The following is a 21,225-nucleotide window of genomic DNA, read 5'->3' as shown; positions in this document are numbered from 1 at the left end:
GCCCGACCACGAACGAATGCACACCCGGCACCGAACCGAACACCCGCACCCCGATCGCCACTTGACGAAAGGTTGACCTGTTCACGGCAGAAAGTTGACGCCCGCCGCCCCTATCGTCGGCCCATGCCCATGCCCCCACAGCCCATCAGGCCGACGGCCCTGCCGGTCCTCCCCTACCGCAAGCCCACCCGCGGCCGGGACTACTGGGTCCTGGACAACGTCCTGCCCGATCCGGACGCCGTCCGCGAGCGCGTCCTGGCCCGCGGCGACTGGACCGAGGGCTACCCGCACCGCCCGGAGACCTGGCCCGGCCTGCGCACCATGCCCGGCCTGGAGCCCGGCGAGCTCGCCCGCGTCGAGGCCCAGGTCCGCAAGGCCACCGGCGCCTCCCGGCTCTGGGTCCAGAGCACACCGGGCGGCGGCACGCTCAACCACAACTGCGTCCAGGTCGTCGGCGCCGGCGAGTCGGAGTCCCGTCCGCACACCGACTCCCGGGCGCTCTGCCGCTACGCCGCCGTGCTCTACCTGAGCCCCGGCGCCCCCAAGGACGCCGGCACCAGCTTCTACCGCCAGCAGTTCCCCGGCGGCCGGCTCGGCGGCAACCTCGTCAACGCGCCGCACAACAACCTCGTGGAGGCGCTCGGCACCCGCCACGTGCCCGCCGACCACTTCACCGAGGACGTCCGCGTCCCGAACCGCTACAACCAGCTGCTCCTCTACCACGCCAACCTCATCCACAGCGCCACCACCTACTACGGCACCGAGCTGGCGGGCCGCCGGATGACGGCCGTCTTCTTCTGGATGGCCTGACGCGCCGCCGGCCGACCGTCCCGGCGGAGGGCCCGACGGACGGCCCGGCGGAGGGCCCGACGGACGGCCCGGCGGAGGGCCCGACGGACGGCCCGACGGACGGCCCGGCGGAGGGCCCGATGACCGTCCCGACGGACAACCCGACCGAACGGCACGCACCTTCACCATGGATCACCCGCGAGTCCTCCTGCTCGACGCCGCCCCCGGTCCGCTCCTCGACCGCGAACTGGAGCGCCTGACCGGCCACCGCCTGGCCGTCACGCTCAACCTCCGGCGCGTCGAGAACCGGGCGGGTGCCCGGTCCGCCTGGTCGGAGCTCGTCGAGTTCACCGACCTCGACCCCTTCGACGAGGCGGCCCTGATGGCCGAGTTCAGCCGCGGACCGGGCTTCGACGCGCTCAAGTCCCGCGCGGGCGTGCCCCTGCGCGCCGCCTTCCTCGCCGCGGCGACGGCCCCCGAACGACACCGCCCGCTGCGGGTGATCGGCCGTGCCGGAGCCGGCACCGACCACGTGGACCTGGCCGCCGCGGCCCGGTACGGCATCACCGTCACCCACACCCCGGGCTCCAACGCGAACGCCGTCGCCGAGTTCGCCCTCGCCCAACTGCTCACTCTCACAAGGGACCTGTCCGCCCACAACGAGAGGTCACACCGAGGCGCCTGGGGCGCACCCGCGACCCCGCCGCGCGAACTCTCCGAACTCACCCTCGGCATCGTGGGACCGGGCCTGATCGGCACGGCACTCGCGACACGCGCGTCCGCCCTCGGCATGACCGTCCAGGCACACGCGCGCCGTCCGACCGCGCCACCGATACGGCACGTCCCGTCTCTCGACACCCTCCTCGCCACCAGCGACGTCGTGTCCCTGCACCTCCCACTCACCCCGCAGACGCACCAATTGATCGGCCGACGCGAACTCGCCCTGCTCCGGCCGGGATCGATGCTCCTCAACACCGCGCGCGGCGGCATCGTCGACGAAGCGGCGCTCGCCGACGCCCTGCGCGACCCCACCCACCCCCTCGCGGCCGCCGCCGTGGACACCTTCGCCCACGAGCACGCCGCCTTCGCCTCGCCGCTATTCGGCCTGCCCAACGCCCTGCTCACCCCGCACGTCGCGGGCATGACCCGAACGGCCATGGCCGAGGCCGCCCTCCGCTGCGCCGACCACCTCGCCGCACTCCTCGCCGGACACCCCGAAGGCATCCCGGTCGTCTCACCCGCCCGGTAGCAGCACCCGGCCCGCGACCCCGCCGGCCGCCCCTGTCACGCCCCTGTCACAGAGCGCGCGAACCGCTTGACCCGGCCGGTCCCCGCCCGCCGACAGTGGGTCATGGACGAACGCTGCATCATCCTCGACATCGGCGGCGTGCTGGAGCACACGCCGCGAACCGGCTGGATTCCTTACTGGGAACGGAAGTTGGGCTTGCCGCCGGGCACCGTCGACCAGCGCCTGGAGGACGTCTGGCACGCCGGCTCGATCGGCGCCGTCGACGAGGCGGAGGTGCGCCGACAGGTGGCCGCCCGACTGCGCCTCGACCCTCCCCGGGCGACGGCGTTCATGGCCGACTTCTGGACGGAGTACCTCGGGACGCCGAACGTCGAACTCATCGCCCACGTACGCGACCTGCGGCACCGGACCCGGCTCGGGATCCTGAGCAACAGCTTCGTCGGCGCCCGCGAGCGCGAGGTGAGCCGCTACGGCTTCGACGAGCTCGTCGAGGACGCCGGGCACATCGTCTACTCACACGAGATCGGTGTGGAGAAGCCCGACCCGCAGGCCTTCGAGAAGGCTTGCACGATCCTCGGCGTCCGCGCCGCCGACTGCCTCTTCGTCGACGACCACGCGCCGAACGTCGAAACCGCCCTGACCCTGGGCATGCAGGCGCACCTGTTCGACGACAACCACCGGACGATCGCCCGCATCGCCGAATTCCTGTCCACTGACGGCGAGTTCCAAAACTGACGGCCGATAACCCATTGACTGAGTGAGTACTCACTCCGCATCATGGAGCCATGACCGAGACACCTGGCACCCAGCCCGCCCGACGCCGGGCACCCGCGATGGACCCGGAGCAGCGGCGCGCGATGATCGTCGCCGCCGCGCTCCCCCTCGTCGTCGAGTACGGCGCGTCCGTGACGACGGCCAAGATCGCCCGGGCCGCCGGCATCGGCGAGGGCACGATCTTCCGCGTCTTCGACGACAAGGACGCCCTCCTCGCCGCGTGCATGGCCGAGGTCCTCAACCCCGACGACACGATCACCCACCTCGCCGCGATCCCCCTGGACCAGCCCCTCGCCGACCGGCTGGCCGAGGCCGCCGACGTCGTGCGCGGACACCTGACCCGCATCGGAGCCGTGGCCGGAGCCCTCATGGCGGGCGGCCGGCTGGAGCGGCCCGGGCCCGGCCCGGACGGCAAGCTGCCCGACCGCGAAGCCGGACTGGCCCGGCCGCGCGCCGCCCTCGCCGCCCTGTTCGAGCCCGACCGCGACGCGCTGCGGCTCAGCCCGGAACGCCTCGCCGACGCCTTCCAGTTGATGATCATGTCCTCCGGCCGCCCCGGCGCCCCCGACCCGCTCACCACCGCCGAGCTCGTCGACCTCTTCCTCCACGGCGCCCTGCAGAGCACCCCGCGGTGACCGGACGCCAGGCGACTGCCCCGGACCGGACCCGTAGATCACCGCAACGTCGAGGCTCCGCAGCCGCCCCCGGGCCCAGCCGGAACACTCCGGCGGGCTGAGCCGCCCCGGCGTCCCGATGGCGGCGCCCCACCTCGGTGTAGGCGCCGCCATCGCACACCCGTACACCGGCCGCTCGGCCATCGGCGTCTGCCCGGGTTGGCGGCCGTCACCCCCGGGGAGGCTGAGCGGCATGAACCAGCCCGCACTCCCGATCACCGAAACGATCACCGAAACGACCGCCGGAACGACCGCCGAAGCAACCGCTGAAGCAATGGCCGAAGCGACCACCGAGACCGTCCGCCCCGACTGGGCGGAGATCGACGGGCTCCCGACGCTCGACCTCCTGCACCTCATGAACGCCGAGGACCGGACCGTCCCCGCGGCCGTCGCCGGGCAGCTGGAGCGCATCGCCGCCGTCGTGGACGGGGCCGCCGAGCGGATGCGGCGGGGCGGGCGCCTGATCTACGCGGGCGCCGGGACGGCCGGGCGGCTCGGGGTGCTGGACGCCGCCGAGTGTCCGCCGACCTTCGGCACCGACCCCGGCCGGGTCGTCGGGCTGATCGCCGGCGGTCCGGCGGCCGTCACGTCGGCGGCCGAGGGCGCCGAGGATCGCGCCGACCTCGCCGCGGCGGACCTGGCCGCCCTGGCACTCACCCCGGACGACACCGTGATCGGCGTCTCCGCCTCCGGCCGGACGCCCTACGCGGTGGCCGCCGTCCGGTGCGCCCGCGCCGCCGGTGCGCTCACCGCCGGGCTGGCGGGCAACCTCGGCTCGGCGCTCGTCGCGGCCGCCGAGCTGCCGATCGAGGTGGTCACCGGCCCGGAGGTCCTGGCCGGCTCGACCAGGCTCAAGGCGGGCACGGCGCAGAAGCTCGTGCTCAACCTCGTCTCGACGGCCGTCATGGTCCGCCTGGGCCGTACCTACGGAAATCTGATGGTCGACGTCCGCGCCACCAACGCCAAGCTGCGTGACCGCGCCCGCCGGATCGTCACCGAGGCCACCGGCGCCGCCGACGCGGAGGTGCGCCGCGCCCTGGCGGCGACCGACGGCCGGGCCAAGGACGCGGTCCTCGTCCTGCTCGCGGACGTCGACGCGCCGACCGCCGCCCGTCTGCTCGCGGACTGCGACGGCCGGCTCCGCGAAGCCCTCAAGCGCGCCTGAGGGGTCCTCAGCCGAACGTCAGCTCGGCCTTCCCGGCGACCGCCCCGAGCCGCGGGAAGGAGTGCGCCACCGGCGCGCGGTGCTCCTCCTCCGTGAGCGCGGTCATCGCGTCCTCGACGAACACGACCTCGTAGCCGAGGTCGACGGCCGCGCGGGCCGTCGACTCGACGCCGAGGTTGGTCGCGATGCCGGCCAGCACGACGGTCCTGACGCCCCGCGCCCGCAGCAACTCGTCCAGCCCGGTCGCGTGGAAAGCGCCGATCGTGCGCTTGACCACGACCTCGTCGGCCACCGCCGCGACCTCCGCGACCAGGTCGCTGCCCGGCGGCTGCTCGGCGACGTTCGGCCGCTCGACGCGCACGGCGACGACGGGGGCACCGGCCTCGCGGAAGACCCCGGCCAGCTCCAGCGAGGCCGCGAGGACCTCCGTGCCGGGGCGCGGGACGAGCGGGTTGGCGACGATCCGGTCCATCAGGTCGACGAGGACGAGCGCGGTGCTGCAGGCATCGAGGGTTCGCATGGCGCTCACGCTAGTGGATCTCCCGGCACCCGGAATCCGCCCCCTCTCCTCAAGCGGACTCCCCGACCTCCCCGACCTCCCCGACCTCCCTGACCTCGCCGGACTCCCCGGCCTCCCCGACCTCGCCGGACTCCCCGGCCTCCCGTGCGATCTCCGCACGGAACCCCTCGATCATGACCCGCAGCCCGTACTCGAAGTCGGCGTCGTGGTCGGCCATCCGCAGCACGTCGGCGGCCTCGCGCAGCAGCGGCAGGTCGCGAAGGGCGTCGTCGTCGTAGAGCGGCGTGTCGCGGTCCTCGGCGTCCTGCCGCCAGGCCTGCTCCTCGGTGACCCAGCCCATGATGTACCGGTCGACGGCGAGCAGCAGCCGCAGGGCCGTGCGCGGCCGCAGCCCGGCCCGGCAGAGGGCGCTCACCTGGGCCTCGACTGCCGGGAGTTCATCCTCGCTGGGCAGGGTGCCGGCGTGCACGCGCGCACCGTCGCGATAGGCGAGCAGCGCACGGCGCTTCGCGCGGGCGTCGGCGGCGATCCAGTCCGGCCAGTGCTGCGGGTCGGGGGTGCGGTCGGGCGGCAGGGCCTCGGCGAGCATGGCCTCGGCCATGAGGTCGAGCAGTTCCCGCTTGTTCTTGAAGTGCCAGTACAACGCCGGTGACTGGACGCCGAGTTCGCGCGCCAGGCGGCGGGTGGTGAGCCCGTCGATGCCGACCTCGTCGAGCAGTCGCAGCGCGGTGCGCACCACCTCGTCACGTTGCAGCGCCATGCCGACCGCCCTCCGAACCCGTTCCGCGTCGTTCGCCCGCCTTATTCGCTTGCCCACCAACTTTATCGCCGATAAGGTCGGCGCCGGAATTTATCAGTGATAAGGACAGCATCGAGGACCACACCCATGCCCACCCCGCCCTGGCTCGACACGGCGCCCTGGCGCTCCTCCCGGGACTTCCGCCTGACCTGGACCTCCGGCACGGTCACCCTGCTCGGCTCGGTCTTCACCATGACGGCGATCCCGCTCCAGATCGCCGACCTCACCGGCTCGCCGCTCGCCGTCGGCGCGGTCGGCGCGGTCGAACTCGTGCCGACGATCGTGTTCGGCCTGTACGGCGGCGTGCTCGCGGACCGCGCCGACCGCCGCACCGTCGCCCTCGTCACCGAGATCGCACTCGCCGTCCTCAGCGCGCTCCTCCTCGCCAACGCGCTGCTCGGCACGCCCGCGCTGTGGCCGCTGTACGCGGCGGCCGGGCTCGCGGCGGCGCTCCAGGGGCTCCAGCAGCCCTCGCTGGAGGCGATGATCCCGCGCCTCGTCCCGCACGATCAGCTGGTCGCGGCCGGTGCGCTGCTGTCACTGCGCTGGAGCGTCGCCGGACTGGCCGGCCCGGCCGCCGCCGGCCTGGTGATCGCGACGGCGGGCGTCCCGGTGGCGTACCTGGTCGACGTCGCCACCTTCCTGGTCTCGATCGCGCTGCTCGCCGCCGTCCGCCCGGTGCCGTCCGAGCGGGACGCCGAGGCCCCGCAGTGGCGCGAGTTCACCGAGGGCGCCCGGTACGCGGCCCGCAGGCCCGATCTGCTGGGCACCTACCTGGCCGACCTCGCGGCCACCGTCTTCGCCCTTCCCACCGCACTCTTCCCCTTCCTCGCACGGGAGTTGGACGCCGTATGGGCCCTCGGCCTGCTCTACGCCGCCTCGGCGGCGGGCAGCCTGGTCGCCGCCACCACCAGCGGCTGGACGAACCGCGTGCACCGGCACGGCCGCTTCGTGCTCCTCTCCGCCGCGGCGGTGGGCCTCGCGATGGCCGGCGCCGCAGCCGTGCCGCACCTGTGGGCCGTCCTCGCGTGCCTCGTCGTCGCGGGCGCCGCGAACTGGACCGGCGACACCTTCCGCAGCGCCATCTGGAACCAGTCCATTCCGGACGAACTCCGGGGCCGCACGGCCGGGCTGGAGATGCTCATCGGCTCCGCGGGACCGGCCCTCGGCGACCTGCGCGCCGGTGGACTCGCCGCCCGGCAGGGCATCCGCGCGGCACTGCGCACCGGCGGGCTCCTCTGCCTGACCAGCGCCGCCGCCCTCTCCGCCGCCCTGCCCGCCCTGTGGCGCTACGACCGCCGCACCGACCCGCACGTCCGGGCCGTCCGCGCGGCCGCGCAGGCCGAAGAGGCGGCGCGGTGACGCCACCGGGCCGCGCCGGGGCGGAGACGCCGCGTCCGGTCGCCGGCACTCGGCAGGCAGTACTCGGCAGGCTGTACTCGGCAGGCAGTGCGAGAACGATTGACGTGAATACGCCGCCCCGGCCGCACAACCGTTGACCCCTTCCCCATCAGGCGCTTGGCTCACTCCGGGCCGGCCGCCGGGGAGTCGAGCGCGGCCCGCCGATCCCAGGGGAGGGACCACGATGAACCGAGCACGCCCGACGCGCCACGTCCTGCGCGCCGCCTGCACACTGGCCGCGGCGGCGCTGGCCTGCGCGGCGGCCGCGCCCGCGCACGCCGACGCGCCCACCGGCGCCACCGAGCGGGTGACGGTCGGCACCCCGGGCTCGCAGCCCGACGGCGCCTCGAACGCGCAGGGCCTGAGCGCGGACGGCCGCTTCGCCGTCTTCACCTCCAGCGCCTCCAACCTCCTGCCCGGCAGCGGCAACGGCCGGACCAAGGTCTTCGTCCGCGACCTGTGGACGGGCAAGGTCGAACGGGAGGACGTCAGCACCGCCGGGGCCGACGCCGACCTCGACTCCTACGAGGCCACCATCAGCGGCAACGGCCGCTTCGTGGCGTTCACGTCCTCCGCGACGAACCTCGGCTCCGGCGCCGGCCGCGCCACCCCGGACGTCTACGTCCACGACCGCCTGACCGGGAGGACCGAGCCGGTCGCCGCCACCGATCCGGCGAAGCCCCAGACCGGCCACTCCGCCGGCACCCCGTCGATCAGCTGGGACGGCCGGTACGTCGCCTTCCAGTCCGACCGCACCGACCTCGCCCCCTCCGGCGTCACCCCGCACGGCGGCACCATCTACGTCACCGACCGTCGGACCGGGAAGACCCGCCTGGTCAGCATCGGCGCGGACGGCACCGCGGCCAACGGCTCCTCCGCCTCGCCGGTGATCAGCGCGGACGGCCGCACCGTCGGCTTCATCTCCAAGGCGACCAACCTCATCGCCCAGGACAAGCCCGGCACCCTCCCCGAGGACGCCTTCGGCGACCGGACCACCGCCGACGACCTCGCGCCCGGCAGCAGCACCAGCAGCACCGGCACCAGCACCAGCACGGGCAGCAGCCCCAGGATCCTCAAGCCCCGCAGCTACCCGTTCTACGTCCGCGACCTCGACGACGAGGAGACCCGCCTCGCCAGCCCGGACGGCAAGGGCGGCTCGCGCGGCGTGGAGAACCCGAGCCTCAGCCCCGACGGCCGGTTCGCGGTCTTCTCCGCCCCCGTCTTCCACGGCACCGGCCCGTGGGACCGTCACTTCGAGGTGTTCGTCCGCGACCTGGAGCAGGGCACCGAGCGCTCCGCCACCGTCGCCCTCCCGGGCACCACGGTCCGCTCCGACGCGTGGGAGGGCCGGATGACGGCGGACGACCGCTGGGTCTACTTCAGCTCGACGGCCGACGACCTCGTGCCCGGGGACACCAACAACGCCTCCGACGTCTTCCGGTTCGACCTGTGGAGCAACCGCACCGAGCGGGTCAGCGTGGCCACCGACGGCTCGCAGAGCACCGGCGGGTCGAGCGCCCCGTTCGTCGACGCGTTCGGCACCACGGTGCTGTTCACGTCGGAGGACGGCACCCTCGTGCCGGACGACTCCAACAAGCTCCCCGATGTGTTCGTCCACAGGTACCGGTTCTGACGGGCCGCCTCCGCCACCCCACCGGTTCTGACGGACCGCCACCGCCACCCCACCGGGCCTGCCGCGCGATCAACCGCGCAGCAGGCCCGTTCTGTTCACGTCAAGCGAATAGTTTCCACGACTCTGTTGACTGACACTTTGTCAACAGTTCACCATTCACGGTCTACCCGCATAGATCCCATGGTGGTGGCATGGACACACCGCCCGGCGAAGGAAGCCGGGCCGCCACAGGAAGCTCCCCACATGCTTCGTTCCCAGCGCCTCGCCCCCGCCGTGGCCGCCGTCGTCCTCACCGTCGGCGCGCTCGCAGCCGGCGGCACCGCGCACGCCGCCGCCCCCACCCAGCACCGCGCCGCAGCGCCGCTCGACCAGACCTGCTCGCAGGCCTACCTCCCGCTGCCCGACCCGGCCTGCACCCCCGGCGCCACCAACCCGGACGTCACCCAGGCCACCATCGACGACACCATCTGCGTGCCGGGCTACAGCACGTCCATCCGCCCGCCGTCCAGCTACACCACCAAGCTGAAGATCCAGCAGATCGCGGCGTACGGCTACAGCGACACCAACACGTCCGACTACGAGGAGGACCACTTCATCCCCCTCTCCCTCGGCGGCCACCCGACCGACCCGAACAACCTGTGGCCGCAGCCGCACTACGCCACCGGCAGCAACGGGTCGACCTCGACGGACAAGGACAGCGTCGAGTACAAGCTCTACCGCGCCGTCTGCAACCACCAGGTGGACCTCGTCCCCGCCCAGCAGGCGATCGTCACCGACTGGACCACCGCCCTGTCGGTCCTCGGCCTGAGCTGACGGCCCGGGTGAGGGGGCAGGACCACTGCCCCCTCACAGCGTCAACGCCCGCGCCGACGCCCGGATCGGAGCAGGGAGCTCGGTGACGCCCCGCAGGTAGCGGTCCACCGCCGCGGCCGCCGCCCGCCCCTCGGCGACCGCCCACACGATCAGCGACTGCCCGCGCCCCGCGTCGCCCGCGACGAACACGCCGTCCGCGCCCGTCGCGAAGCCGTCGTCCCGGGTCAGCGCGCCGTCCGGGCCGGTGGCGAGCCCGAGTTGGGGGATCAGCTCCTGGTCCGGCTCGGGCCCGGCGAAGCCCAGCGCGAGCAGCGCCAGCCCGGCCGGCAGGCTCCGCTCGGTGCCCGGCCGCGGCCCGCGGTCCGGCGGCTGCGCCTCGGCGAAGCGCACGGCCGCGAGCCGCCCGTCCGGGCCCGCCTCGAAGCCGACGGCCACCGCCGCGAACACCCGTGGCCCGGCCGCCGCCGCGCCCGCCTCCTCGTGCGAGGTCGTCTCCCGGTAGACCTTCGGGTGCACCGGCCACGGCTGCCCCGCCGCCCGGCGCTCCGGCGGGCGCGGGTTGATGTCGAGCTGGGTGACGGACGCTGCGCCCTGGCGCAGCGCCGTGCCGAGGCAGTCCGCGGCGGTGTCCCCGCCGCCGACGATCACGACGTGCCGGCCCTCGGCGGACAGCGGCGAGTCCGGGCGGTCGCCCTCGTCCACCCGGTTCGCCCAGGTCAGGTAGGCGATCGCCTGGTGCACGCCGGGCAGGTCGCGGCCCGGCAGCGGAAGTTCGCGGCAGGCCGTGGCGCCCACCGCGACCACCAGCGCGTCGCACCCGGCCCGCAGCTCCCCCGCCGCGACGTCCCGGCCGACGCGCACGCCGCACCGGAAGCCGGTGCCTTCTTCCCGCATCTGGTCGAGCCGCCGGTCGAGCCGGTGCTTCTCCAGCCGGAACGGCGGGATGCCGTAGCGCAGCAGCCCGCCGGGGCGGTCGGCCCGCTCGTACACCGTCGTGGCGTGCCCGGCGCGGGTGAGCTGCTGGGCCGCCGCCAGCCCGGCCGGGCCCGAGCCGACCACGGCCACCCGCCGCCCGCTCGGTACGTCCGGCGGGCGGGGCCGGTCCCAGCCGCTCTCCCACGCGCGGTCGGCGATCGCCAGCTCGACGTTCTTGATGGTCACGGCGGCGCCGTCGATCGCGAGCACGCACGCGCTCTCGCAGGGCGCCGGGCAGAGCCGGCCGGTGAACTCGGGGAAGTTGTTGGTGGCGAGCAGCCGGGAGGCCGCCGCCCGCCAGTCGCCGTCGGCCACCAGCCGGTTCCACTCGGGCACGATGTTCCCGAGCGGGCACGCGTCGTGGCAGAACGGGAGGCCGCAGTCCATGCACCGGCCCGCCTGCCCGCCGACCACCGGGAGCAGCGCCCCGGGCCGGTACACCTCGCGCCAGTCCCCCACCCGCTCGTGCGCGTCCCGCCGCGCCCGCTCCGCGCGCGGGGTGGTGAAGAAGGCCATCCGGTCTGCCATAGCGGCCTCCGGCAGGACGTGCCGTGCAGGGAACGTCCGGGGCGCGCCGGACGCGCCACCGTGTGGCCACCGTACGCCCACGAAGGGTGGGGGCGCGAGGGCGGCCGGACCTACGCGCGCCGGGTGAACTCCATGGTCCAGTTCGTCACCCAGGTCGCGCCGCCGTCCGTGGAGAAGGCCTGCTCCCAGCGCGCCGAGTCCGCCGTCACGCCCGACCACACGAACCGCGCCCGCACCGGCGTGCCGTCGTACTCGTCGTCCCCGAAGAACTCGCCGCGCCCGTCCGCCCACCGCCCGGCGACCGGCGGGAACAGCGTGCCCGTGCGGGTGCTGGACCAGTACAGCGACCACTCCTCGCGCGCCGGGTCGTACAGCCGCAGGGTGAGCCCGGAGAAGCCCTCGGTCGGGAAGTCGATCTCGTCGACGTTCGCGTTGCCGCCGAAGTGCCGCGAGCCCCGCGTCACGCCCGGGAACTCCTCCCACGGGCTGCGCGGGTCGAGGAAGTCGGCGCGGCGGCGGTTGGCCACGTCCCATTCGCCCACGAGGAAGTCGAAGTCGGTTCGTCCGGTGTTGTTCTCAAGTCCCATGCCTGGACGCTAAGCCGGGTTCCCTGACATCGTGTGTCAGTGAAGTCCGAGGGGTCCCCGTGAAGTCCGCCCGCATGCTGTCGATCCTGCTCCTCCTCCAGACCAACGGCCGGATGACCGCCCAGCGGCTGGCCGAGGAGCTGGAGGTCTCGGTGCGCACCGTCTACCGGGACGTCGAGGCGCTGCAGGCCGCCGGCGTGCCGCTGTACGCGGACGCCGGGCACGGCGGCGGGTACGAGGTGCTGGCCGGCTACCGCACCCGCCTCACCGGGCTCAACGCGGGCGAGGCCGAGGCGCTGTTCCTCGCCGGGCTGCCCGGCCCGGCCGCCGCCCTCGGGCTCGGCCCCGCCCTCGCCGCCGCCCAGCTCAAGCTGCGCGCCGCGCTGCCGCCCGGGCTGCGCGCGGACGCCGACCGGCTGCGCACCCGCTTCCACCTGGAGGCGCCCGGCTGGTACGCGGAGGACGACGAGGTGCCGTTCCTGGCGCAGGTCGCCGACGCCGTGTGGCGCGGCCGGGTGCTGCGGGTGCGCTACCGCCGCTGGAAGGCGCCGACGGACGTCGACCGCCGGCTGGAACCGTACGGCCTCGTCCTCAAGGCCGGCCGCTGGTACGTCGTCGCCGGGCCGGGGCCGCGCACCTACCGGGTCGACCAGATCCTCGAACTCACCGAGACCGACGAGGAGTTCACCATCCCCGACGACTTCTCCCTGGCGTCCCACTGGCGCCGCCACGAGGCCGACTTCCACGCCCGCCTGCACCGCGGCGAGGCCCTCGTCCTGCTCGCCCCCGGCGCCACCGCCCGCCTGAGCACCGCCGCCGCGCGCGCCGCCGAGGCCACCGGCGTCCCCGAGCCGGACGGCCGGACGCGGGCCGTGCTGCCGATCGAGTCGCTCGATCACGCCCACGCGGCCTTCCTCGCGCTCGGCACCGACATAGATGTCCTCGCCCCGCCCGAACTCCGCGCCCGCCTCGCCGCCACCGCCCGCGCCCTCGCCGACCGCTACGCCGACGGGTGAGCCCGCCGGCCGGCCCCGCCCCCCGCCTGGAACCGCCGTGCACACGCCAGGGAGAATCCCACGCATGACCCACACCGTGCTGATCGCCGAGGACGACCGCGCCATCCGCGACTCCCTCACCCGCGCCCTGCAGCTGGAGGGCTACCGCGTGCGCACCGCCGCGGACGGCGCCCGGACGCTGGCCGCCCTCGACGAGCAGCGCCCGGACGTCCTGGTCCTCGACGTGATGATGCCCGCCCCGGACGGCCTGGAGGTCTGCCGCCGGCTGCGCGCCGCGGGCGACCGCACGCCCGTGCTGATGCTCACCGCCCGGGTCGAGGTCCAGGACCGGATCGCCGGGCTCGACGCCGGCGCGGACGACTACCTGGTCAAGCCCTTCGACGTCGGCGAGCTGTTCGCCCGCCTGCGCGCCCTGCTGCGCCGCAACCCCCCGGAGCAGCCCGTCGAGGACGTCCTGGCCGTCGCCGACCTGCGGGTCGAACCGGGCGCCCGGCGGGCCTGGCGCGCGGGCGAGGAGCTGGAGCTGTCCAGGACCGAGTTCGACCTGCTGGAGCTGCTCACCCGGCACGCCGGCTCGGTGCTCGACCAGGCCACCGTCTACGAGCGGATCTGGGGCTACGACTTCGGCCCCGGCTCCAAGAACCTCGCGGTGTTCATCGGCTACCTGCGCCGCAAGCTCGACCGCCCCGGCCTGGCACCGCTGATCCACACCGTCCGCGGCGTCGGCTACACGCTGCGCGCCTCGTGACCCGCCCGCGCCGCTTCGACCCGCGCCGGCTCCGGCCGCGCCCGGGCCTGCGCACCACCATGTCGCTGGCGTTCGCCGCGCTGGCCGTCCTGGTGGCGGTGCTGATCGGCGCCCTCGGCTACCACGCCGCCGCCGCGCTGATCCGCGACGACGAGAAGGCCGACTTCACCACCGCGCTCCAGTCGGTGGGCAACCAGGTCACCCGGCAGACGCTGTACCCCGGCGACTTCAACGGGCCGACCGGTCTGAGCGAGCAGCTGCTGCGCCCGATCCGGGTCACCGCGCAGGCGCTCGACGCCAACGGCGCCGTCCTCCCGGGCAGCTCCCACGTCGTCCTCCCGGGCGCGCCGGACGACGGCGACCTCGCCCGGGCCACCGCCCCCGCCCGGACGGTGATCGGCGTGCGGCACGTCGGCGACGCGACCTACCGGGTCGGCGTCGTCTCGCTCGGCGGCGGCCGGGGTGCCGTCCAGGTCGTGCAGGAGACCGGCGACGTCGAGGACCTGCTGTACGCCCTGCGGGGTCAGATGGCGGCCGTGGTGGCCGCCGTCGCCCTGCTCGCGGGTGCGGCCGGCTGGCTGCTCGCCCGCCGGATCACCGGACGCCTGGTGCGGCTGACCGACGTCGCCGAACTGGTCGCCGACAGCGGCCGGCTGGACGTCCCGGTGCCGGCCGCCGGGAGCGACGAGGTCGGCCGGCTCGGCCGGGCCTTCGACCGGATGCTCGGCCGGCTCGCCACCGCCAAGGAGAACCAGCGCCGGCTGGTCCAGGACGCCGGGCACGAGCTGCGCACGCCGCTCACCAGCCTGCGCACCAACCTCTCGGTGCTCCCCAGCCTGGACCGCCTGCCGCCCGCCGAGCGCACCGCGCTGCTGGACGACCTGGCCGAGGAGGCCAAGGAGCTGACCCTGCTGGTGGACGAGCTCGTGGCGCTGGCCGCCGAGCAGAAGGCGGACGAGGACCCGGTCGACGTGGTGCTGGCGGACGTGGTCCGCGAGGCCGCCGCCCAGGCCCGCCGGCGCACCGGCCGCGAGATCGCCGTGGACGCCGACGCCACCGTGGTCACCGCCCGCCCGGACGCGCTGGCCCGCGCGGTGGGCAACCTGCTCGACAACGCGGCCAAGTTCGACCCGGCCGGGGCCGCCCCGATCGACGTCGTCGTGAGCGGTCCCAGGGTCGAGGTGCGCGACCGCGGTCCCGGCATCGACCCGGCCGACCTGGAGCGCGTCTTCGACCGCTTCTACCGGGCCACCGCCGCGCGCAGCCTGCCCGGTTCGGGACTCGGCCTGGCCATCGTCCACGAGGTCGCCACCTCGCACGGCGGCACCGCGTTCGCCGTCAACCGGGACGGCGGCGGCGCCGTCATCGGCTTCACCCTCGGCGACTGACGGGCCGCGGACGCGCGAACGGCCCCCGGCACTCCTCCAGAGTTCCGGGGGCCGTGGCGCGCGCGGGGGTCAGGCGGCGGCGAACAGCCCCCGGCCGAGCCAGTCGACGTCGTCCTTCACGCCCGGCAGGACGAAGAAGTACCCGCCGCCGGTCGGCGAGATGTAGTCCACCAGCGGCTCGCCGACGAGGCGGGTCTGGGTGGCCTCGAACTGCCGCACCACGTCCTGCTGGTAGCAGCAGAAGACGAGGCCCATGTCGAGGTTGCCGGCCTTGTCGATGCCGCGGTCGTAGTTGAAGCCGCGGCGCAGGATGCGCGAGGTGTCGGTGTCCGCGGTGCGCGGGTTGGCGAGGCGGATGTGCGCGTTGAGCGGGATCGCCTTGCCGTCCGGGTCCTTGGCGTAGTCCGGGGCGTCGTTCTCCTGGTGGCCGTCGAGCGGGGCGCCGGTGTCGCGGCGGCGGCCGAACATCTTCTCCTGCTCGGTGAGGGTGACGCGGTCCCAGAACTCGATCAGCATCCGGATGATCCGGATGACCTGGTAGCTGCCGCCGGTCGCCCACGCGGGCTCGCCCATGCCGTCGGTGACCCACACCAGCCGGTCCATCTCGCGGGCGGAGGCGGTGTCCGGGTTGACGATGCCGTCCTTGAAGCCGAGCAGGTTGCGCTGGGCGCCGTCGGGGCGGGACTGGTTCTGGAAGCCGTCGATCCGCCAGAGGATCTGCATCGCGCCGCGGGTGTGCCGGGTGATGTCGCGCAGGGCGTGCAGGACGGTGTCCTGGCGGTCGGCGCAGATCTGCAGCGAGAGGTCGCCGTGGAGCTCGGCGGCCTGCAGGTTGTCGTTGGGGAAGGTCTTCATCGGCGCGAGCTTGACGGGCTTGGCCTTGGCGAGGCCGTAGCGGTCGTCGAAGAGCGAGGCGCCGACGCCGACCGTCACGGTCAGGTTGTCGGTGGCCACGACCGGGCCGAGGAGGCCGCTGTCGGAGGGCGGCGCGCCGACGCCGAGGTCCGGCGGGGTGCCGCCGGCGGTGAGGAAGCGGATCCGCTCGGTCAGGGTCCTGAACAGGTCCTCCAGGGCCTTGCGGTCCTGGGCGATCACCTGGCAGGAGACGAAGGCCGCGTAGCCGGGCGCCGGGGTGGTGACGCCGGCCTGGTGCGCGCCGTGGAAGGGCACGACGCCGTTGGAGGCCTGGTGGCCGTCGCCCGCGGCGGCCGGCTCGGCGGAGAGCGTGAACGCCGCACCGGTGCCCGCCAGGACGGCCGCCCCCGCGCCCGCGCCGAGCGCCGCCCGCACGAAGCTGCGGCGGGCCGGGCCGGCCGGGCAGCCGCCCTGGCCGGCGGCCTCGGCGGCGGCCTGCTGCGCGGCGGCAGCGGCGGAAGCCCCGTGCGGGAACGGGCAGGAGCCGGTGGCTGCGGTGTGGTCGGTCATCAGGCGGCCTTCCGGATCTCGAGCAGGGCGGGGATGGGGGACAGGTCTTCGAGCAGCTGGCCGGTGGCGCCGTTGAGCCGGCGGCGGGCGTCGGCGGGCAGCTTGTCCAGCGGGGTCCAGCCGTCGGCGGTGCGGGCGGCCGCGACGAGGTCGCCGACGCGCTTCATCCCGGTGTTGACCCGGACGAGGACCTGCGGGTCGCGCTCGTCGAGCAGCGGCTGGAGGAGCGTCAGCAGCTCCTGGGTGCCGGCCAGGTTGGCCTGGGTGGTGGCGAGGCTGGTGCCGCTGCCCATGTCGGTGTCGCCGGTGAGCTCGAACTGGAGGGTGTTCTCCAGGATCTCGTGGGCGCGCAGCGGCAGGTCGGCCGGGTCGAAGTCCTGGGTGGGGAAGTCGTGCACGAGGGTGGCGACGTCGCGGGCGAGGCCGTCGGCGACGGGCGTGAGGTCCGCGGCGGACTGGCCGTGCCACAGGCCGTACTCCAGGCGCAGGAAGCCGGTGAAGCCCGGGTCCGCGGTCTTGTCGGGGAGCCCGTCGGCCCGGCCGTCGATCTTGCCGTCGAGGTCGGCGAAGGTGCCGTAGGCGGCGCCGAGCGAGGCGTACTGGAGGTGCGCGGTGAGCCAGTCCGCCCGGGCGGTCGCGAGGTCGCCGCCGTGGATGTCGGCCTGGAGCTTCTGGGACTGCGTCATGAGGGTCGCGAGGCCCTTGTTGACATAGTCCTTGTAGGCGTCGAGCGGGGCGTTGAGGTCGCCGTCGCCGACCGGCTTGACGGCCTTGACCTCGCTGCCGCCGGTGACGTGCACGGAGGCGGAGGTGACGGACTTGCCGCCGGTGGGCACGCAGCGCCAGGCGTAGTCGCCGGTGCCGATGGTGGCGGTCAGGGCGCGGGTGGTGCCGGGCGCGAGGCCCTCGACCTCGCCGTAGACGGCGCCGCTGGCCGGGTTGACCAGGTACACCTCGGAGACCTTGTCGCCGGTGTTGCGCATCTGGAAGACCTGCTGGCCGGGCAGCGGGGCGGTGAAGCCCTTGCCGCACTCCTGCTCGGAGACGGCGACGGTGGCGGCGCTGTCCTTCTTGCCGTCGCTGACGGCGATGACGGCTCCGGCGACGACGGCCGGGACGGCGACCAGCGCGGCCGGGAGCACCCACCGCGGCCGGCCGGAGGCGGCGGGCGCGGGGGTCCCGGCAGCCGTCCCGGTGGCCTTCTCCTCCGTCTGCTCGGCCGCCTGCTCGGCCGTCTTCTCCGCCGTCTGCTCGGCGGCGGGCGCGGCCTGGCCGGCGCGCAGGCCCTGCAGGAACAGCGTCATGACGATGCACAGGTAGGCGACGTAGGCGACGACCTGGAGGACCGTCATGGTGACGGTGAGGTTGAGCGTGCCCTGCACGAGCGTGGCGTACCAGGACTGCGCGTCCAGGTGCCCGCTGAGGTCGAACGCGTACGACGTGGAGCCGCCGACCAGCCCGGACTCCTGGAGGTCGCGCAGGCCGTAGCCGAGCACGCCCGCCGCGATGACGATCAGGCCGGCGCCGGTGATGGTGAAGAACCGGGTGAGGTTCATCTTGAGCGCGCGCCGGTACAGGCCCCAGCACAGGCCCGCGGCGAGCACCAGGCCGACCGCGGCGCCGATCAGCGGGCCGGTGGACTCACCCGCGGTGCGGACGTTGGTCCACAGGAAGAGGGAGGTCTCCAGGCCCTCGCGGGCGACGGCGAGGAAGCTGGTGAGCACCAGCGCGCCGGCGCCCAGCGCCAGCGAGGCCTCGACCTTCGAACGGATCTCGGCCGACAGGCTGCGCGCGGAGCGGCGCATCCAGAAGACCATGGCCGTGACGAAGCCGACCGCGATCAGGCTGAGGATCCCGCCGAACGCCTCCTGGGCGTGGCCGGACAGGTTCGCGGCGGTGAAGGTGAGCACCGCGCCGAAGCTGAGGCTGACGGCGACGGCCGCCGCGACGCCGGTCCACACCTGGGGCAGGCGCCCCTTGCGGTCGAACCGGACAAGGGTGGCCACCAGGATCGACACGATCAGGCCGGCCTCAAGGCCCTCCCGCAGCCCGATCAAAAAGCTGGGAAACGCTTCATCCCACATGCAGCGGGCTCCTCCCCCGGTCACCCCGGGTCGTACCTGTCCTCGGAGTCCCACCGCGGTGACGGGGGACGGCACAGCCGAACGCCCCGGACTGGTTCGGTCCAGGGCGCCTCGGCTTAGCTTAGGCAAACCTTAGAGGTGCAGGGAGCCACTGAACCCGCCGCCAAGGTAAGGGTTAGGTATGAAACCCACCTTCCGTCTCAGCATTCGACCCGGCCTCCGGCGCGCCGCCTTCCCGGCGCACCAGCGCTAGGACTCAGCCCCACCACTGCTCGGGAACGGTCTCCGGCTCGGCCGGGACGCCGACGGGATCCGGGACGGGCGCCACGTGCAGGTCGCCGCCGTCCGCCTCCGCGACCTCGTGGCCGGCCTCCCGCAGGACGACCGCCGCCGCTCCGAGGACGGCGGCGCGCACCCCTTCGGGCGAATCGCCGCCCGGCGGCCAGCCGACCACCACCCCCTCCGGACCGGGGCCGATCCGCAGCGGGGACGGGCCGGCGGCGTCGAGTCCGGCGCGGGAGAGGGTCGCGGTCACGTCAGCGAGGAGTTCACGGTGATCCACCATTGGCGCAGCGTAGGCCCGGGTTCCCGCGACCCCGGGCCGCGGCGCGCGCCGAAACGGTTCGGCGGCACCCGAGCGCAGCACCGGCCGCTTCCCGGACGGCCGATCGCGGGCCCCGGGACCCCCGTCCGGCCCGACACGAGCGGCCGGACGGGCCGATGGACGTGCACAGTCGGCCCCCTGCCGACAGCATGACAGAGTAAGCGATCCATCACCCTGAGCAACGGGACCAGCGGTCACCAGCACCGCGGGCCGGATCCGCCCGGCGGTCCCGTATCGAGAGGTCCCATGATCACATCACTCCGCCGGCCGGCGTTCTCGCCGACGGGCCTCCAGCACGGCACGCCGAGGACGCCGGGGAGCCCGTCGTGAGAACCGACCAGCAGTCGCAGCCGGGACCGGTGACCACCAGTACGCGTGACCAGCCCGCGAACAAGGCCGAGGCCCTCGCCGACTGGGCCGACGGCCGCCTCGGCATCTACTCCCTGGCGAAGGCCAACCTGCGCAAGATCTTCCCGGACCACTGGTCCTTCATGCTGGGCGAGATCGCGCTCTACACGTTCGTCATCATCATCCTGACCGGTGTCTGGCTGACGCTGTTCTTCAACCCGAGCATGGGCGAGGTCGTCTACAACGGCTCGTACGTCCCGCTCAAGGGCATCCAGATGTCGGAGGCCTACGCCTCCACGGTCAACATCAGCTTCGAGGTCCGCGGCGGCCTGCTGATGCGCCAGATCCACCACTGGGCGGCCATCGTCTTCATCGCCGCGATGCTGACGCACATGATGCGCGTCTTCTTCACCGGGGCGTTCCGCAAGCCTCGCGAGGTCAACTGGGTCTTCGGCGCGCTGCTGCTCTTCCTCGGCATGTTCGACGGCTTCATGGGCTACTCGCTGCCGGACGACCTGCTCTCCGGCACCGGCATCCGCTTCATGGAGGGCGCCGTCCTGGCGGTGCCGATCGTCGGCACGTACCTGCAGTTCTTCATGTTCGGCGGGGAGTTCCCCGGGCACGACATCATCCCGCGGCTGTTCACCGTCCACATCCTGCTGATCCCCGGGATCATGGTGGGCCTGCTCGCGGCGCACCTGATCCTGGTCTTCTACCACAAGCACACCCACTTCGCGGGGCCCGGCCGCACCAACGACAACGTCGTCGGCATGCCGCTGCTGCCGGTCTACACCGCCAAGGCGGGCGGGTTCTTCTTCCTGGTGTTCGGCATCATCGCGCTCATGTCGGCGATCGCGACGGTCAACCCGATCTGGGCCTACGGGCCCTACCGCCCCGACCAGGTGTCCACCGACGCCCAGCCGGACTGGTACATGGGCTTCTCCGAGGGCCTGATCCGTGTCATGCCGGGCTGGGAGATCAGCGTCTGGGGCGGCCACACCCTGAACCTCGGGGTGTTCGTCCCGCTGATGGTCTTCCCGACCGTCCTGCTGGTCATCTGGTGCTACCCGTTCCTGGAGGCGTGGGTCACCGGGGACCGCGGCGAGCACCACATCGCCGACCGGCCGCGCAACGCTCCGGTGCGCACGGCCTTCGGCGCGGCCTGGATCAGCCTGTACCTGATCCTGCTGGCCGGCGGCGGCAACGACCTGCTCGCGACGCACTTCCACCTGTCGATCAACGCGATCACCTACGCGGTGCGGATCTGCTTCTTCGCGCTGCCGGTGGTCGTCTTCGTGATCACCAAGCGGTGGTGCATGGGCCTCCAGCGCCGCGACAAGGAGAAGGTGCTGCACGGCCGCGAGACCGGCGTCATCCAGCGGCTCCAGCACGGCGAGTTCATCGAGGTGCACGCGCCGCTGCCGCAGGGCCGGATGTACACCCTCACCTCGCACGACCAGCCGGAGCCGGTAGAGCTGGAGCCCGAGGTGGACGAGAACGGCGTGGCCCGCAGGGCCGGGCTGTTCACCCGCGCGCGGGCGAAGCTGTCGCGCGGCTTCTACGGCGAGGGCAGCCGGATCGCCAAGCCGACCGTCGAGGAGCACCAGGAGATCAGCAGCGGCCACGGCCACCACTGATCCCCGCACGCGCCGAGGGGCCGCCCCCCCACCGGGGGGGGGGCCCCCCGCGGGGGGCGGGCCGTGGG

19 protein-coding genes are annotated in these 21,225 nt (G+C 73.9%); 12 read left to right on the top strand and 7 right to left on the bottom strand.

The window, feature by feature from the left end; translation table 11 throughout:
* The first annotated feature begins 129 nt into the window (after positions 1–129).
* From ACFV4G_RS04570 to murQ, 5 genes are all read left to right on the top strand, one after another.
* Positions 130–810, top strand: a complete 681-nt coding sequence (locus ACFV4G_RS04570; RefSeq protein WP_380436458.1) for a DUF6445 family protein — start codon at positions 130–132, stop codon at positions 808–810.
* 166 nt (positions 811–976) lie between these two features.
* On the top strand, positions 977–2,038 hold the full coding sequence (locus ACFV4G_RS04565) for an NAD(P)-dependent oxidoreductase (RefSeq protein ID WP_380436388.1): 1,062 nt from the start codon (positions 977–979) through the stop codon (positions 2,036–2,038).
* A 102-nt stretch (positions 2,039–2,140) separates the two neighbouring features.
* A complete protein-coding gene (locus ACFV4G_RS04560) occupies positions 2,141–2,773 on the top strand; it encodes an HAD family hydrolase (RefSeq protein ID WP_380436386.1) in 633 nt (210 codons plus the stop codon).
* A 50-nt stretch (positions 2,774–2,823) separates the two neighbouring features.
* Positions 2,824–3,447: a TetR/AcrR family transcriptional regulator gene (locus ACFV4G_RS04555; RefSeq protein ID WP_380436384.1), complete on the top strand. Its 624-nt coding sequence runs from the start codon at positions 2,824–2,826 to the stop codon at positions 3,445–3,447.
* Between the two features lie 232 nt (positions 3,448–3,679).
* Positions 3,680–4,651, top strand: coding sequence for an N-acetylmuramic acid 6-phosphate etherase (gene murQ / locus ACFV4G_RS04550; protein WP_380436382.1), 972 nt, complete (start codon positions 3,680–3,682; stop codon positions 4,649–4,651).
* A 7-nt stretch (positions 4,652–4,658) separates the two neighbouring features.
* Here the strand turns inward: murQ and ACFV4G_RS04545 are convergent, their stop codons facing one another.
* Both ACFV4G_RS04545 and ACFV4G_RS04540 read right to left on the bottom strand, forming a co-directional pair.
* Positions 4,659–5,171 (bottom strand): isochorismatase family protein, encoded by a 513-nt coding sequence (locus ACFV4G_RS04545; protein WP_380436380.1) that lies wholly within the window; start codon positions 5,169–5,171, stop codon positions 4,659–4,661.
* A 49-nt stretch (positions 5,172–5,220) separates the two neighbouring features.
* Complete coding sequence (locus ACFV4G_RS04540; protein ID WP_380436378.1) at positions 5,221–5,931, bottom strand: TetR/AcrR family transcriptional regulator C-terminal domain-containing protein; 711 nt, start codon at positions 5,929–5,931, stop codon at positions 5,221–5,223.
* A gap of 126 nt (positions 5,932–6,057) precedes the next feature.
* On the opposite strand from ACFV4G_RS04540, the gene ACFV4G_RS04535 reads away from it, so the two are divergent.
* The 3 genes from ACFV4G_RS04535 (at position 6,058) to ACFV4G_RS04525 (ending at position 9,817) form a co-directional block, all read left to right on the top strand.
* Positions 6,058–7,332, top strand: a complete 1,275-nt coding sequence (locus ACFV4G_RS04535) for an MFS transporter (RefSeq protein WP_380436376.1) — start codon at positions 6,058–6,060, stop codon at positions 7,330–7,332.
* Positions 7,333–7,555: 223 nt separating this feature from the next.
* Positions 7,556–9,004, top strand: coding sequence for a TolB family protein (locus tag ACFV4G_RS04530; protein WP_380436374.1), 1,449 nt, complete (start codon positions 7,556–7,558; stop codon positions 9,002–9,004).
* A gap of 243 nt (positions 9,005–9,247) precedes the next feature.
* Positions 9,248–9,817 carry a hypothetical protein gene (locus ACFV4G_RS04525; RefSeq protein WP_380436372.1) on the top strand — a complete coding sequence of 190 codons (570 nt, stop codon included), beginning with the start codon at positions 9,248–9,250 and terminating at the stop codon, positions 9,815–9,817.
* 33 nt (positions 9,818–9,850) lie between these two features.
* Here ACFV4G_RS04525 and ACFV4G_RS04520 read toward each other — a convergent pair whose 3' ends face one another.
* Both ACFV4G_RS04520 and ACFV4G_RS04515 read right to left on the bottom strand, forming a co-directional pair.
* Complete coding sequence (locus ACFV4G_RS04520) at positions 9,851–11,320, bottom strand: glutamate synthase subunit beta (protein ID WP_380436370.1); 1,470 nt, start codon at positions 11,318–11,320, stop codon at positions 9,851–9,853.
* Between the two features lie 110 nt (positions 11,321–11,430).
* Positions 11,431–11,907, bottom strand: coding sequence for a hypothetical protein (locus tag ACFV4G_RS04515; RefSeq protein ID WP_380436369.1), 477 nt, complete (start codon positions 11,905–11,907; stop codon positions 11,431–11,433).
* Positions 11,908–11,966: 59 nt separating this feature from the next.
* On the opposite strand from ACFV4G_RS04515, the gene ACFV4G_RS04510 reads away from it, so the two are divergent.
* The 3 genes from ACFV4G_RS04510 to ACFV4G_RS04500 all read left to right on the top strand — a co-directional run bounded on the left by ACFV4G_RS04510 (position 11,967) and on the right by ACFV4G_RS04500 (position 15,059).
* Positions 11,967–12,923, top strand: a complete 957-nt coding sequence (locus tag ACFV4G_RS04510; RefSeq protein WP_380436368.1) for a helix-turn-helix transcriptional regulator — start codon at positions 11,967–11,969, stop codon at positions 12,921–12,923.
* 64 nt (positions 12,924–12,987) lie between these two features.
* Positions 12,988–13,671, top strand: coding sequence for a response regulator transcription factor (locus tag ACFV4G_RS04505; protein WP_359971215.1), 684 nt, complete (start codon positions 12,988–12,990; stop codon positions 13,669–13,671).
* Positions 13,668–15,059 carry an ATP-binding protein gene (locus ACFV4G_RS04500; protein ID WP_380436367.1) on the top strand — a complete coding sequence of 464 codons (1,392 nt, stop codon included), beginning with the start codon at positions 13,668–13,670 and terminating at the stop codon, positions 15,057–15,059. Before ACFV4G_RS04505 ends, ACFV4G_RS04500 begins: the two co-directional genes overlap by 4 nt.
* A 69-nt stretch (positions 15,060–15,128) precedes the next feature.
* On the opposite strand, the gene efeB is transcribed toward ACFV4G_RS04500, so the two are convergent.
* The 3 genes from efeB to ACFV4G_RS04485 form a co-directional block, all read right to left on the bottom strand.
* On the bottom strand, positions 15,129–16,484 hold the full coding sequence (gene efeB, locus ACFV4G_RS04495) for an iron uptake transporter deferrochelatase/peroxidase subunit (RefSeq protein WP_380436365.1): 1,356 nt from the start codon (positions 16,482–16,484) through the stop codon (positions 15,129–15,131).
* Positions 16,484–18,568, bottom strand: a complete 2,085-nt coding sequence (gene efeU / locus ACFV4G_RS04490; protein ID WP_380436363.1) for an iron uptake transporter permease EfeU — start codon at positions 18,566–18,568, stop codon at positions 16,484–16,486. Before efeU ends, efeB begins: the two co-directional genes overlap by 1 nt.
* A 256-nt stretch (positions 18,569–18,824) precedes the next feature.
* The gene (locus ACFV4G_RS04485) at positions 18,825–19,133 is read right to left on the bottom strand and encodes a hypothetical protein (RefSeq protein WP_380436361.1); all 309 of its coding nucleotides are present in this window, start codon (positions 19,131–19,133) and stop codon (positions 18,825–18,827) included.
* A 398-nt stretch (positions 19,134–19,531) separates the two neighbouring features.
* Here ACFV4G_RS04485 and ACFV4G_RS04480 point away from each other — a divergent pair, with 398 nt between their 5' ends.
* Positions 19,532–21,157, top strand: a complete 1,626-nt coding sequence (locus tag ACFV4G_RS04480) for a cytochrome bc complex cytochrome b subunit (RefSeq protein WP_380436456.1) — start codon at positions 19,532–19,534, stop codon at positions 21,155–21,157.
* Positions 21,158–21,225 lie beyond the last annotated feature (68 nt).

The organism is Kitasatospora sp. NPDC059747 (assembly GCF_042732955.1).
Classification (GTDB): domain Bacteria; phylum Actinomycetota; class Actinomycetes; order Streptomycetales; family Streptomycetaceae; genus Kitasatospora.
The sequence above is the reverse complement of the archived record's forward strand: the minus strand, read 5'-3'. Positions and strand labels throughout refer to the sequence as shown.